The sequence below is a fragment of the Streptomyces sp. CA2R106 genome (assembly GCF_037034245.1).
In the GTDB taxonomy this organism is placed as follows: Bacteria; Actinomycetota; Actinomycetes; order Streptomycetales; family Streptomycetaceae; genus Actinacidiphila.
Genome location: NZ_JBAGKC010000012.1, coordinates 25,399 through 38,898, shown reverse-complemented (window position 1 = coordinate 38,898; position 13,500 = coordinate 25,399). Strand labels below are relative to the sequence as shown.

The window sequence follows — 13,500 nt, the reverse complement described above, 5'->3', positions numbered from 1 at the left end:
GCCGGGCACCTGACCCGCCGGGTCCCGGCCCAGGGCTCACCGCACGCGAGCCGGGGGCCGGCACGCACCGCCGCGCAGGCGTGCACCCCGCAGGACCGGACGGCCGCGGACCCCACCATCCGCGGTCAGTCCATGTCCGGCCCCGCCGCGGCGCTCACGGCCCCGCGGGGCCGCGCCCGGAGTTGGACCGCCTCAGGTCCAGGTCGCGACGAAGTAGCCGACCCCGTACGGCGCCGCGTCGTACAGCAGCTCGCCCGTCGGCCCGGTGCCGCGGGCCGCACCCTCCAGCACCTGCCACGGCGCTCGGCCGGCCGCCTGGAGTTCCCGGGCCAGGCCCGCGTCGAGCCGCTCCAGCGCCGCGGTGTCGGCCGCGCCGAGAGCCCGGGCCACCCCGGCGTCGAAGGGCTCGGCCCGTTCGTCGAGATAGCCGGGCGCCTTGACCGTACGGCGCGCACTGCCGTCGCCCATGACCAGCAGCGCGACCCGGGGCGCCGCGTCGGCCACGGCCCGGCCGGCCAGCGCGCACCGCTGCTGTTCGAGCTCCTCCCCCACTCCGAGCCCCTCCACCGGCGCGGCCTGCCAGCCGCGCAGCAGCCACGCGGCCACGGCGAGGGAGGACGGCAAGGGGGTCTGCGCACCCGGCCCGGCGTCGTCCGCGCCGTCGGCCGACTCGGCATGCGGCGCGCTGCCCGGCCGGTCCGTCGGCGGCTCGCCGAGCGTCACGTCGAGCGGGACGCCGTAGCCGCGGAAGGAGCCCTTCGCGCCGGCTGGGAAGACCCCGCGCCCCGGGCGCCGCGCCGGACCGACGACCACCAGGCGGTCGGGGCGGGCCGCGGCCAGCACCCCCACGGCGTCCGCGCAGGCCGCCCGCAGGGTGTCCAGCTCGGGCGCGGCACCGGCCGCGACCTCGGGCACGAGCAGCGGCGGGCAGGGGCAGACGGCAGCGGCGACCAGCATGTCCGGAACCCTACCGGCCCCGGCGCCCGGGCTCCTCAGCCGAGCGCACAGCCGCCCGTCGCAGCCTGCTCCGGGGCCGGTGCGGGCGCCCCGATCGTCGGCAGGCCCAGCATCACGCCCGCGGGCTTGGCCGCGGCAGCGCCCTGGCGCCGCTCCCAGGCGTCACCGGCGCGGGTGCGGCGCACCGCCAGCGGGGGCCGCTCGGCGAGCAGGTGGTGCGGGGCGCCGTAGGTGATCTCGACCGTCACCATGTCGCCGGGCCTGATCTCCTGCTCCGGCTCCTGATCCGGCCGGGCGAAGTGCACCAGCCGGTTGTCGGGAGCGCGGCCGGACAGCCGGCGGGTGGCGTCGTCCTTGCGGCCCTCGCCCTCGGCGACGAGCACCTCCACGGTCCGGCCGACCTGCTTCTTGTTCTCCTCCCAGGAGATCTCGTCCTGGAGCGCGACCAGGCGCTCGTAGCGCTGCTGCACGACCGCCTTGGGGATCTGGCCGTCCATCTCGGCCGCGGGGGTGCCGGGGCGCTTGCTGTACTGGAAGGTGAACGCCTGCGCGAAGCGCGCCCGGCGCACCACCTCCAGGGTCTTCTCGAAGTCCTCCTCGGTCTCGCCGGGGAAGCCCACGATGATGTCGGTGGTGATGGCGGCGTCCGGCATCGCGGCCCGCACCTTCTCGATGATGCCGAGGTAGCGGTCCTGCCGGTAGGACCGGCGCATCGCCTTCAGCACCCGGTCGGAGCCGGACTGGAGCGGCATGTGGAGCTGGTGCATCACGTTCGGCGTCTCGGCCATGGCGGCGATCACGTCGTCGGTGAAGTCGCGCGGGTGCGGGGAGGTGAAGCGGACCCGCTCCAGGCCCTCGACGGCGCCGGTCGCCCGCAGGAGCTTGCCGAACGCCTCGCGGTCGCCGATGTCGGAGCCGTAGGCGTTGACGTTCTGCCCCAGCAGCGTGACCTCCACGACGCCCTCGGCGACCAGGGCCTCCACCTCGGCGAGCACGTCGCCCGGCCGCCGGTCCTTCTCCTTGCCGCGCAGCGCGGGCACGATGCAGAACGTGCAGGTGTTGTTGCAGCCCACGGAGATCGCGACCCAGGCCGCGTACGCCGACTCGCGGCGCGAAGGAAGCGTGGAGGGGAACGTCTCCAGCGACTCGACGATCTCGACCTGCGCCTCGTCCGCGATCCTGGCCCGCTCCAGCAGCACCGGGAGCTGCCCGATGTTGTGGGTGCCGAAGACGACATCCACCCACGGCGCGCGCTTGACGATGGTGTCCCGGTCCTTCTGCGCCAGGCAGCCGCCGACCGCGATCTGCATGCCGGGACGCGCGTCCTTCTTCGGCACGAGCTGGCCGAGGTTGCCGTAGAGCCGGTTGTCGGCGTTCTCCCGCACCGCACAGGTGTTGAAGACCACGACGTCCGCGCCGTCGGCACCCTCGGGCGCCCGTACGTACCCCGCGTCCTCCAGGAGGCCGGCCAGACGCTCGGAGTCGTGGACGTTCATCTGGCACCCATAGGTGCGGATCTCGTAGCTTCGCTGGAGAGCGGTGTCCTGCGCGGTCATGCACCCAGGGTAGGCGCTGCCCAGGCCATCACCGAACCCGGTTTGCCGCCGGACCCGCGGCCGCCGCGCACCGTACCGCGCCCCGCGGCGACGGGTCCCCAGGTCGCGTCTTCCTTCCCGGCCGCGCGGCTGGCAGGATCGCGGGCCATGGACCTCACCCGCCCCGGCCGCGTGCTGGGCCGCCGGCTCGGCACCCGGCGCGCCCTCCAGGTGCTGCTGGCCACGGCCTCGGCGCTGGCGCTGCTGCTGTGGTGGCTGCTGCCGACCGGCGGGCCGTCCTACCCCAAGTCACCGGTGTCGCTGGCGACCGGGGTGCGCAACGGGGTCTACGAGAAGTACGGCATGCTGCTCAAGAAGGACCTGCGCACCGCGCTTCCCGGGGTGCGGGTCGACCTGGAGCACACCGAGGGCTCGGTGGAGAACATCGAGCAGGTGGCGGACGGCCGCGCCGACTTCACGATCGCCGCCGCCGACGCCGTCGCCTCGTACGACGGCCCGCACAAGGACGACCTGCGGGCCTGCGCGCGGCTGTACGACGACTACATGCAGCTCGTCGTACCCCGCGACTCCTCCGTGCAGTCGGCGCGGGACCTGCGCGGGCTGCGGGTCGGCGTGGGGCAGGCCGGCTCGGGGGTCAACCTGATCACCAGGCGGCTGCTGACGGCCGCGGGCCTGGACATCGACAAGGACGTCACGGCGGTGCCGGTCGGGATCGACCAGGCTCCCTCGATGCTGCTCGACGGCAGGCTGGACGCCTTCTTCTGGTCCGGCGGGCTGCCGACCGCCGCGGTGAGCGCGATGGCCTACCCGACCAACCACATCCGGCTGGTCCAACTCGGCGACCTGGTGACCAAGCTGCACTCCATGGGGTCGCAGATGCAGTACTACCGGCAGGCGATGATGCCGCCCGACGCCTACCCCCGCGCTCAGGGCGGCCAGGCCGTCGCCACCATCGCGGTCGCGAACCTGCTGGTGACGACCGATCACGCCGACGCGGGTCTGGTGCAGCGCCTGACGAAGGCGGTCATCGACAGCAGGGACTCCATCGGCAACGTGGTGCACGCCGCTCAGCTGGTGGACCTGCGGACCGCCGTCTTCACCGACCCGCTGCCCCTGCACGTGGGCGCCGCGCGCTACTACCGCTCCGTGAAGCCGTAGCCCGGTCCGCGCACCACGCCGCCCGCTGATCCCCGCGGGCGCCCCCGCCGATCCCCATCGGCGCCGCGCCGCCCGCGCACCGCCGCGTCCTCACTCCCGCACCTGAGTCGACGTCACCGGCGCCCGGCGCGGCACCGCCAGCCGCACCTCCAGGCCGTGCGGCTCCCGGCGGCCGAACCCGATGCTGCCGCCGCCCTGGCTGAGCAGCGCCCGCGCGATCGACAGGCCCAACCCCGAGCCCTGCACGTTCTGATGGCGGGCGCTGCGCCAGAAGCGGTCGCCGACCCGGTCGAGTTCGTCGTCGGTCAGGCCCGGGCCGCTGTCGGCGACGGCGACGGCGACCTGCTCGTCGTCGACGACCACCCGCACGGTGACGGAGCTGCCCTCGGGGGTGAACTTGATCGCGTTGTCGATCACGGCGTCCAGGGCGCTGGACAGCGCGATCGCGTCGGCCCACCCGGTGGCGTCCGGCTGCGCCGGCTCCCCGAACTCCACGGTGACGCCCTCCCGCTCGCCGCTCGGCCGCCAGGCGTCGGCGCGGGTCCGGGCGAGTTCCGCGATGTCGATGACGGCCAGGTGGCTGCCGGAGCTCTCCGCGACGGCGAGGCCGAGCAGGTCGTCGAGCACCTGGGCGAGGCGTTGCCCCTCCTCCTTCACGGACTCGGCCTCGGTGTGGCCGTCGGGCAGCTCCAGGCCGAGCAGCTCGATCCGCAGGAGCAGCGCGGACAGCGGATTGCGCAACTGGTGGGAGGCGTCGGCGACGAAGGCGCGCTGCTGCTCCAGCACGGCTTCGACGTTGTCCGCCATCTCGTTGAACGACCGCACCAGGCGCCGCAGTTCCGGCGGCCCCCCGGACGGCTGAACGCGCGACTTCATCCGGCCGGTGGCGATGTCGTGCGTGACCCGGTCCAAGGTCGCCACCGGCCGCAGCACCCAGGCGGTCAGCCGCACCGCGAGCAGCACTGCGATGGCCATCGCGGCGAGTTCCCCGGCCGCGAGCAGCAGCCAGCCGTGCAGGATGCGCGAACGCAGCGCCCCGGTGGGCGAGTCCGTGACGACCACCGCGACCACGTCGCCGTCCCGCACGATCGGCGAGGCGATCGCGAGCAGGCGGTGCTGCCACGGCCACACCTGCTGCGGGTTGTGGACGCGCCGCCCCAGCAGCGCCGAGTCGTACGCGTCGTACAGCTCCCCGCTGGAGGGGACCCGCCAGTTGTGCGGCGCCGCGGCCATCGAGGTGCGGTCGCGGTAGAACACCCCGGCCCTGATGCCGTAGAGCTGCTCGTAGCGGTCGAGTTCGGTCACCAGGGTGTGCAGCCGCTCGTCGTCCTCCGGATCGACCGCGGTCTCCTCGTCGCGCGCGGTCACGAACTGCGCCAGCGCCGCGAACCGGGTCGTGTCGTCGATCCGGTCCACCACGACGCGCTGCTGCTGCGCGGCCGCCTGGCTGGCGGCCAGCGGGAACCCGAGCGCGAGCAGGACACCGGCCATCAGCACGATGAGCAGCGGCAGCAGTCGGGTGCGCACGGGCGGTCCTGGGCTCCTGGCGTCAGCCGGCCGGCACGACGAGGCGGTAGCCGACCCCGCGCACCGTCTCGATCATGGCCGGGGTGCGCAGCTTTGCCCGCAGCGACGCGACATGCACCTCCAGGGTGCGGCCGGTGCCCTCCCAGGCGGTGCGCCACACCTCGCTGATGATCTGCTCGCGGCGGAAGACCACCCCCGGCCGCTGGGCGAGCAGCGCGAGCAGGTCGAACTCCTTGCGGGTCAGTGCCACCGGCCGGCCGTCGACGGTGACCTGCCGCGTCGACGGTTCGATCACCACCGCGCCCAGGGTCATCGGCGCGGCGCCGTCGGCCCCCGGCAGGGTCACCATGGGGCTGCCGCCCGGCGGTGTGGCCGGCCCCGCGCTCTGGGCGGCGCCCGGCCGCAGCGGCGGGCGGCGCACCACCGCGTGGATGCGCGCCAGCAGTTCACCGATGTCGTACGGCTTCACCACGTAGTCGTCCGCACCCAGGTTGAGGCCGTGGATGCGGGACCGGACGTCGGAGCGGGCCGTGACCATGATCACAGGGGTGGCGCTGCGGCGCCGGATGCGGCTGCACACCTCGAAGCCGTCCTGGTCCGGCAGTCCCAGATCCAGCAGCACGCAGTCGTACTCCGGGCCGCCGTCGGGCAGCAGCGCCTGGATCGCCTCCCCGCCGCTGCGGGCGTGGCGCACGTCGAAACCGTGTTTGCCGAGTACCGCGGAGAGGGCGGAAGCGACTCTGTCGTCGTCCTCCACCAGCAGCAGTCGCATGCGTCACCTCCTCCTCATCTGCGTGAACCTTCGCGTCGACGGGATTCCACCGCCCGGCCCGCCGGGTGGGTCATGGACCTGTCGACCGAATCCACGCCGATCGGGACCCGCACGTCAAGGGGGTACCGGCCCAGGCGGCGGACCGTTACCCAGCCGGTACGCGCCGGGGACACCCGGGGCACGGATCGGCGGGGCGGCCGGTGGCGGACCGGCGCCGCGATGTGCGCCCCGGATGCCTCGCGTGCGCGGCCGGCGTGCGCCCTGTGAACCGCCCCGCACCGCGCCGAGGCGCGACCGTCGCTTGACGTGGGCAGGCGCAGTGAGTTGCATACGCTTTGTGACCGCAACTCTTCCGGGGGCCGCTGCGTGGACCCCGTGATCGTCGCGGGGGCCGGACCGGTGGGTCTGGCCCTCGCCCTCGCGCTGGCCCATCGCGACGTGCCCGTGATCCTGCTGGACGAGGCGGAGGTGGTCGGCGGCGCCGAGGGTCTGCGGCAGGCGCGCACCTGCGTCCTGGGGCCGGCGACCGCGGCACTCGTGGAACGCCTCGGCTACGAGGGCCTGAGAGGCGACGGCGCGACGTGGACGGGGTGGCGCACGCTGCGGCGGCGTACCGAGGTGCTGCGGCTGGACTTCGCCGACGATCCGGCGGGCGCGCCGGTCCATGTGGCGCAGCACCTGCTGGAGCAGGGGCTGCGGGCGGCGGTGCTGGCCCGCGGTGCGGTGCGGGTGGTGTCCGGCTGCCGGGTGGACGCGGTGGAGCAGGACGCGCGGGGCGTGACCGTGCACACCAAGGGCGCTGAGGAGACGTGGTGGCGCGGCAGTTACCTGGTGGGGTGCGACGGTCCGCGCTCCACGGTCCGCAAGCTGCTGGGGGTCCGCTTCCCCGGCCGTACGGCGGTGGACCGGCACGCGGTGGTCGCGGTGCGGGCGGAGCTGCCCGAGCCGGGTGTGGCGCTGCTGCACCGCGATCCGCCGGGGGCTTCGGCCGGGCAGGAGATCACCGCCCGCCCGCTGCCGAACGGGCGGTGGCGGATCGACTGGCTGCTGCCGGCGCAGGGCGGACGTCTCACCTCCGACGCGGTGGTGGAACGGCTCAGGGCCGCGCTGACCGCCTGGTGCGGCAAGATGGTGCCGTACGAGCTGGTGGGCTCGGCCGACTATCCCGTCCACCAGCGGCTCGCGCGGAGTTGGCGGGCCGGGAGGGTCTTCCTCGCCGGGGACGCGGCGCATCTGATGGGTGCGCTCGGTGCCCAGAGCGTCGAGGAGGGGCTGCGGGACGCCGAGAACCTCGCCTGGAAGCTGGCGCTCGCCGTGCACGACGGTGCCTCGGAGCTTCTGCTCGACAGCTACGAGGCGGAGCGGCGGGGGGCGGCCGGTACGCGGCTGCGCGCCACTGACCAGGCCCTTCCGCTGCTGCGGTCGAGCGGTGCCTGGCAGACGGTCCGCCACTCCCTGCTGTCGGGTTCGGCCCGCGGCCAGGTCGAGTTGCTGACCGACAGCTATCTCGGACGCGGCGGGGTGGCCGCTTCGGCGGTGTACGGCCGGTCGCCGCTGTCGGTTCCCGCGCCCCGGGGCGCCGGGCGGTCGGGCGGGTCGGTGTCGCCGCTGGTGGCCGCGTGCGACACACGGCCCGGTGAGGCGGTCGCCGACGTGGCCGTCACCGCGCTGGACGGTACGCAGGGCCGGTTGCGCGACCGGCTCGGGCGCGGGCTGGTCGTGGTGCTGGTCGCGCCCGGCACCGGGGTGTGGGAGTCCCGGCACTGGCTGACCGCCGGGCTGATGCCCCGGCTGGCCTCGGCGGTGTCCGCACTGCCCACTCCGGCGGAGCTGCTGGTCACCGAGACCTATCCGGGGGCGACGGCGCACACGGTACTTCTGGTCAGGCCGGACGGGCACCTGGTGGCCGCGATGGTGGGCTGCCGGCCGGCCGAGCTGTACTCCTACGCGGACCTGGCCCGCGGCGGTCCGCCCACTGCCGGGAGCGGCGGGCTGGGCGATCCGGCGGAGGGCGCTGCGCGGCGCGGGGGCGAGGACGGAAGCGGAGGCGCGGACGGAGGCGGGGGCGACCGCCCCGGCGGTGGCTCAGGGGGCGGCGCGGCCGGCCACCAGGTCAGCGGGCGGGCCGGCTGACCTGGCAGGTGGCGGCGGCGCGCCCGCCGACCGCTATTCGCTCTGCCATGCCCACGGCTCCTCTTCGGCGTCGATGCTGTCGTCTCCCTCGGCGGCCAGTGCGTCCCGCACCACGCGCAGGGACATGCCCTCCGGGTATCCCTTGCGGGCGAGCATGCCCGCGAGGCGCCTGATCCGGCGGTCCCGGTCCAGACCGCGGGTGCCCGGCAGGCGGCGCCGCACCAGCTCGCGGGCGGTCTCCTCCTCCTGGTCGGAGTCGAGCAGTTCGACGGCCTCGGTCACCAGCTCCGTGTCCACCCCGCGGTGGCGCAGTTCGCGGGCGAGGGCACGGCGGGCCAGGCCGCGGCCGCGGTGGCGGGACTCCACCCAGGCGTTGGCGAACGCCTGGTCGTCGATGAGGCCGACGTCCTCGAACCGCTCCAGGACCTGTTCGGCGATGTCGTCCGGGATCTCCCGCTTGCGCATGGCGTCGGCGAGCTGCCGCCGGGTGCGCGGTGTCCCGGTGAGCAGGCGCAGGCACAGCGCCCGCGCCTGCTCACCGGGATCGAGCGGCGGCTCTCGCGAGGCCCTCGACTCGGAAGAACCGCCGCGCCTCTGGGACTTGCGCTCCATGGCGTCAGACCTTGGCGGCGGTGGCCTTGGTCGCCTTCTTCGGAGCCGGGACCTCGGCCTTGGCGGAATCGGCCTTGGCGGGTTCTGCCTTGGCGGACTCGGCCTTGGCCGCCGTGGTGGCACCGGCCGCGTCGGCGCCCGCCGCCTCGGACTTCGACACGCCGACGCCGAGCTTCTCCTTGATCCGCTTCTCGATCTCGTCGGCGAGGTCCGGATTGTCCCGCAGGAAGTTCCGGACGTTCTCCTTGCCCTGGCCGAGCTGGTCGCCCTCGTACGTGTACCAGGCTCCGGACTTGCGGATGAAGCCGTGCTCGACGCCCATGTCGATCAGGCCGCCCTCGCGGCTGATGCCCTGGCCGTAGAGGATGTCGAACTCGGCCTGCTTGAAGGGCGGCGAGACCTTGTTCTTGACGACCTTGACGCGGGTGCGGTTGCCGACCGCTTCGGTGCCGTCCTTGAGCGTCTCGATCCGGCGGATGTCGAGCCGGACCGAGGCGTAGAACTTCAGGGCCCGGCCACCGGTGGTGGTCTCCGGCGAGCCGAACATCACACCGATCTTCTCGCGGAGCTGGTTGATGAAGATCGCGGTGGTCTTCGACTGGTTGAGCGCGCTGGTGATCTTCCGGAGCGCCTGGCTCATCAGGCGGGCCTGGAGGCCGACGTGGGAGTCGCCCATCTCACCCTCGATCTCGGCCCGCGGCACGAGGGCTGCCACGGAGTCGATCACGATGAGGTCGATGGCGCCGGAGCGGACCAGCATGTCCACGATCTCCAGCGCCTGCTCGCCGGTGTCCGGCTGGGAGAGCAGCAGGTTCTCGACGTCGACACCGAGCGCCTTGGCGTACTCGGGGTCGAGGGCGTGCTCGGCGTCCACGAAGGCCACGGTGCCGCCGGCCCGCTGGGCGTTGGCCACCGCGTGCAGGGTGAGGGTGGTCTTGCCGGAGGACTCCGGGCCGTACACCTCCACGACGCGGCCGCGGGGCAGCCCGCCGACGCCGAGCGCCACGTCCAGCGCGGTCGACCCGGTCGGGATGACCTCGATGGGCTCGTTCGGCCGGTCGCCCAGCCGCATGACGGCGCCCTTGCCGAACTGCCGTTCAATCTGCGCGAGCGCGGCGTCGAGCGCCTTCTCGCGGTCGTTTCCTGCCATGGACTCCACCCGGGATGTCTGGTTCGATCGCTTCACGTCCATGACGCTAGCGCCTGGCACTGACAACGCGCTCGCACGTCGCCCCGGACCTGTGGACAACTCCGGCCGACATCTGCGACCGGCACCGGCCGGAGTTCGCGCCGCCGCGGCGGAAAGCCCGCCGGACACCATCCATATGAATGGATGTTCGATTTTTGTGTCAAGCGACCCGCCGCGCGCCCGGCCTCACGCCCGGGGGTCGACGACCTCGTAGCGCCTGATGTAGGTGGTGAAGAAGCCCTGGAGCGTGGCGGTGGCCGGGATGGAGATGAGCGCCCCGACCGCGCCGAGCAGCGCCGTCCCGGCGATCACCGAGCCGAAGGCGACCGCCGGATGGATGTCCACCGTACGCGCGGTGATCCGCGGTTGGAGCAGGTAGTTCTCGAATTGCTGGTAGACCACGACGAAGCACAGCACCCACAGCGCGTCCCACGGGTCCTCGGCGAACGCGATGAGGATCGGCAGGGCGCCGGCCAGATAGGTGCCGACGGTGGGGATGAACTGCGAGACCAGGCCCACCCAGACCCCGAGCGCCGGGGCGTAGGGGACGCCGAGCACCTGGAAGAGGATGTAGTGGGCGAGCCCGGAGATCACCGCCATCAGGGCCCGTGAGTAGAGGTAGCCGCCGGTCTTGGCGACCGCGATGTCCCAGGCGCGCAGGACCTCGGCCTGATGCGCGGGCGGCAGCATGGAGCACAGCGTGCGGCGCAGCCGGGGCCCGTCCGCGGCCAGGTAGAAGGTGAACAGCACCACGGTGAAGACCTGGAAGACCGTGCCGAGGACCGTGGTCGAGATGCCCCACACGCTGGCGGCTCCGCTGGTGAGGTAGGAGCGCACCCAGTTGGAGTGGAGCACCTGGTCGTGCAGCTTGCCGCCGGTGTCGATGTGCGTGTGGAAGGTGCGGTTGATCCACCGCACCACGTCGTCGGCGTACTGCGGCAGGTTGCGGACGATGGCGCCGACCTGGTCGACCAGCAAGGAGCCGACCGCCAGCAGGAATCCCGCCGCGGCCAGCAGCAGCACGAGCATCACGATGCCGGTGGCCAGCCCCCGGCGGATGCGGCGCCGGGACATCCAGTCCACCGCGGGCTCGACGGCCAGCGCGCAGAAGAACGAGACCAGGACGTTGACGAGCAGGCCGACGAGCCGGTCGAAGACCCAGTGCGCGAGTTGGTAGCAGGCGAAGAGGGCGAGGCCGAGGAGGAGCGCGCGGGGCAGCCAGCGCGGCATCCGCGCGCGGGGCGGCTGCGGTCCGGCGCCGGGCGCATCAGGCGCCGGGCCGGAGGACTCGTCATGTGCCGCCACAGGGCAAGTCTGTGCCCTGCCTGCGGCCAAGTCCTGCTATAGGGGCATTCGTACCATTCCGGGTGGCCGTTCCGGGTGGAGGGTCAGCGCCGCGCGGCAGGCACGTCCATGGCCACGCAGACCGCCCGCCAGACGTCCTTCGCCTCCCAGCCGTCCTCCAGCGCCTGGACGACCGTACGGCCGCCCAGCTCGGACATCACATGGTCGCGCGCGAAGGAGTCGGCGTAGGTGTCGCCGAACTGCGCGCGCATCCGCTCCCAGAACATCGTCAGCCGCATGGGTGCCAGTATCCCCCGGCGCGGGCGGTACCCGTACGGTCTACACCGCCCGTACCGCGGCGGTGACCAGGACCGCGGCCGCGACCACCACGAGGAACGGCGCGCGCAGGAAGAGGGCGACGGCCGCCGCCGCCAAGCCCGCGGTCCGTGCGTCGACCGCGAGGCGCAGGGCGTCGGTGCCGAAGGTCTGCAGCGCGGTCAGCGCGGCGAGCAGCGCGATCGGCACCAGCGCGGCCAGCCGCTTGACGAGCGGCCGCTCCAGGAGCCCTGCGGGCACGGACAGGCCGAGGAGTTTCACCCCGTAGCAGCCCAGGGCCGTCACCGCGATGGCGGTCCAGACGCCTTCCGGCCCGGTCATCGCGCACCCTCCTTCCGCACGGCCAGCACCAGCGGGGCGGCCAGGGCCGCGACCAGCACCGGCACGCCGGCGGGCAGCAGCGGCAGGCAGGCCAGCGCGAGCAGGACGGCGAGCGCGGCCACCATCCGCTCGGTGCGGCCCTTGACCATGGGGGCGAGCAGGGCCAGGAAGACGGCCGGCCCGGCCGCGTCCAGCCCCCAGGCGTCGGGGTCACCGAGCGCCGACGCTCCCAGGGCCCCGAGCAGCGTGGTGAGGTTCCACAGCACGTACAGGCTCGCGCCGGTGACGGTGAAGCCGAGTCGGGCGGCGGCCTGCCCGCGCTGGGCGAGGGTCACCGCCGAGGTCTCGTCGATGACCCACTGGGCGGCGAAGGGGCGTACGGCCGCGGGCAGGCGCAGGAGCTGGGAGAGCCGCAGGCCGTAGAAGGCGTTGCGGGTGCCCAGGAAGAACGCCCCGGCGGCCGCCGCGAACGGGCTGCCGCCCGCGCCGAGCGCGCTCACCAGGGCGAACTGCGAGGCCCCGGTGAAGACGAGCAGCGACAGGACGCAGCTTTGGAGGACGGACAGCCCCGCGCCCGCCGATGTCACTCCGAAGGCGAATCCGGACAGTCCGACGGCGACCCCTACGCCCAGGGCGTCGCGGACCACTGCTGCGCGGGGCCTGGCGGGCGGCCGCTCGGCGTCCGTCCCGGCTGTCTGCTGTGTTTTCACTCGATCAGGTTAGGAAGGCCGTCCCCACCGGTCTTGTACGTTCTTGCGGCGCCGAACGCCCGGTCGAGGAGCGGGTCAGCGCGCCCGTACGGCCTTCCGGTCCCGTTGGTACGCGCCGGGCGGCACACCGATGATCCGGTTGAAGTGCCGGTTGAGGTGGGGCTGGTCGGTGAAGCCGACGGCGGCCGCCGCGTCGGCCGGGGCGGCGCCCGCGTCCAGCAGGCGACGGGCGGTCCGGACGCGCTCGCCGGTCAGCCACGCGTGCGGAGGCAGGCCGTAGGCGGCCTTGAAGGCGCGCAGCAGCGCGAACGGGCCGGTGCCGGTGGCAGCGGCGAGCGCGTCGAGGCCGGGCGGGTCGATCAGGTTCGCGGCCAGCAGGTCGCGGGCCCGGGCGGCGGCTGCGGGGGCTTCCGCACGGCCCGGGCCGCGGCGCACGGCGTCCGCGCTGTGCCGGGCCAGCAGCCGTGCCACCACCAGGCGCAGGAACGTCTCGGCGGCGAGCGCGTCGTCCCGCTCGGCCGCTTCGTGGACCGCGGAGACCAGCCGCGCCGCGGCCGGGTCGGCTGCGACCGGGACGGTGAAGGAAGGAGTACCGCGCAGCCCGCGGGTCTCGGCGGCGACCGCCGACACGACGTCCGCCGACGGGTAGAGGACCCGGTAGCTCCAGCCGCCGGCGGCGCCCGCGTACGCGGTGTGCGGGACCTCCGGATTGACCAGGACGACGCCGCCGGCGCCGACCAGCTCGGCGCCGGCGGGCAGTCCGGTGCCCTGCACTCCCCCGGTGACCGCCGCGATCACGTAGCTGTCGTGGACGTGGCGGGAGAAGGTGTGCCGGACGTAGCGGGCCCGGAGCAGATCGACTCCGGGAAGATCGGGGTGCTCCCAGAATCGGGCCTGCTCACGCGCGGTCATGGGGACATTCTGGCGTGACCGCGCCAGGAGTTG

The 13,500-nt window shown here is 73.9% G+C and carries 13 protein-coding genes; 2 read left to right on the top strand and 11 right to left on the bottom strand.

Features of this window, described 5'->3' with window-relative positions; genetic code table 11:
* Positions 1-192: 192 nt before the first annotated feature.
* Both WA788_RS19175 and miaB read right to left on the bottom strand, forming a co-directional pair.
* On the bottom strand, positions 193-957 hold the full coding sequence (locus WA788_RS19175; RefSeq protein WP_335978898.1) for a class III extradiol dioxygenase subunit B-like domain-containing protein: 765 nt from the start codon (positions 955-957) through the stop codon (positions 193-195).
* A gap of 35 nt (positions 958-992) precedes the next feature.
* Entirely contained in the window at positions 993-2,513 is a 1,521-nt protein-coding gene (miaB, locus tag WA788_RS19170) for a tRNA (N6-isopentenyl adenosine(37)-C2)-methylthiotransferase MiaB (RefSeq protein WP_335978896.1), read from the bottom strand.
* A gap of 147 nt (positions 2,514-2,660) precedes the next feature.
* On the opposite strand from miaB, the gene WA788_RS19165 reads away from it, so the two are divergent.
* The gene (locus tag WA788_RS19165) at positions 2,661-3,671 is read left to right on the top strand and encodes a TAXI family TRAP transporter solute-binding subunit (protein ID WP_335978895.1); all 1,011 of its coding nucleotides are present in this window, start codon (positions 2,661-2,663) and stop codon (positions 3,669-3,671) included.
* 90 nt (positions 3,672-3,761) lie between these two features.
* Here WA788_RS19165 and WA788_RS19160 read toward each other — a convergent pair whose 3' ends face one another.
* Both WA788_RS19160 and WA788_RS19155 read right to left on the bottom strand, forming a co-directional pair.
* Complete coding sequence (locus tag WA788_RS19160; protein ID WP_335978894.1) at positions 3,762-5,198, bottom strand: sensor histidine kinase; 1,437 nt, start codon at positions 5,196-5,198, stop codon at positions 3,762-3,764.
* 22 nt (positions 5,199-5,220) lie between these two features.
* Positions 5,221-5,970, bottom strand: a complete 750-nt coding sequence (locus WA788_RS19155; protein ID WP_335978893.1) for a response regulator transcription factor — start codon at positions 5,968-5,970, stop codon at positions 5,221-5,223.
* A gap of 366 nt (positions 5,971-6,336) precedes the next feature.
* On the opposite strand from WA788_RS19155, the gene WA788_RS19150 reads away from it, so the two are divergent.
* Positions 6,337-8,103, top strand: a complete 1,767-nt coding sequence (locus WA788_RS19150; protein WP_335978891.1) for an FAD-dependent monooxygenase — start codon at positions 6,337-6,339, stop codon at positions 8,101-8,103.
* A 33-nt stretch (positions 8,104-8,136) separates the two neighbouring features.
* Here WA788_RS19150 and recX read toward each other — a convergent pair whose 3' ends face one another.
* From recX to WA788_RS19115, 7 genes are all read right to left on the bottom strand, one after another.
* A complete protein-coding gene (recX, locus tag WA788_RS19145) occupies positions 8,137-8,715 on the bottom strand; it encodes a recombination regulator RecX (protein WP_335978889.1) in 579 nt (192 codons plus the stop codon).
* Between the two features lie 4 nt (positions 8,716-8,719).
* The gene (gene recA, locus WA788_RS19140; RefSeq protein WP_335979102.1) at positions 8,720-9,865 is read right to left on the bottom strand and encodes a recombinase RecA; all 1,146 of its coding nucleotides are present in this window, start codon (positions 9,863-9,865) and stop codon (positions 8,720-8,722) included.
* Positions 9,866-10,090: 225 nt separating this feature from the next.
* Positions 10,091-11,209 carry an AI-2E family transporter gene (locus tag WA788_RS19135; protein WP_335978887.1) on the bottom strand — a complete coding sequence of 373 codons (1,119 nt, stop codon included), beginning with the start codon at positions 11,207-11,209 and terminating at the stop codon, positions 10,091-10,093.
* 83 nt (positions 11,210-11,292) lie between these two features.
* Positions 11,293-11,487, bottom strand: a complete 195-nt coding sequence (locus WA788_RS19130; RefSeq protein WP_335978886.1) for a DUF3046 domain-containing protein — start codon at positions 11,485-11,487, stop codon at positions 11,293-11,295.
* A 40-nt stretch (positions 11,488-11,527) separates the two neighbouring features.
* The gene (locus WA788_RS19125; RefSeq protein WP_335978885.1) at positions 11,528-11,845 is read right to left on the bottom strand and encodes an AzlD domain-containing protein; all 318 of its coding nucleotides are present in this window, start codon (positions 11,843-11,845) and stop codon (positions 11,528-11,530) included.
* Positions 11,842-12,555: an AzlC family ABC transporter permease gene (locus WA788_RS19120; RefSeq protein WP_335978883.1), complete on the bottom strand. Its 714-nt coding sequence runs from the start codon at positions 12,553-12,555 to the stop codon at positions 11,842-11,844. The genes WA788_RS19125 and WA788_RS19120 overlap by 4 nt, the downstream gene beginning before the upstream one ends.
* A 75-nt stretch (positions 12,556-12,630) precedes the next feature.
* Complete coding sequence (locus WA788_RS19115) at positions 12,631-13,467, bottom strand: AraC family transcriptional regulator (protein ID WP_335978882.1); 837 nt, start codon at positions 13,465-13,467, stop codon at positions 12,631-12,633.
* Between the last annotated feature and the right edge of the window lie 33 nt (positions 13,468-13,500).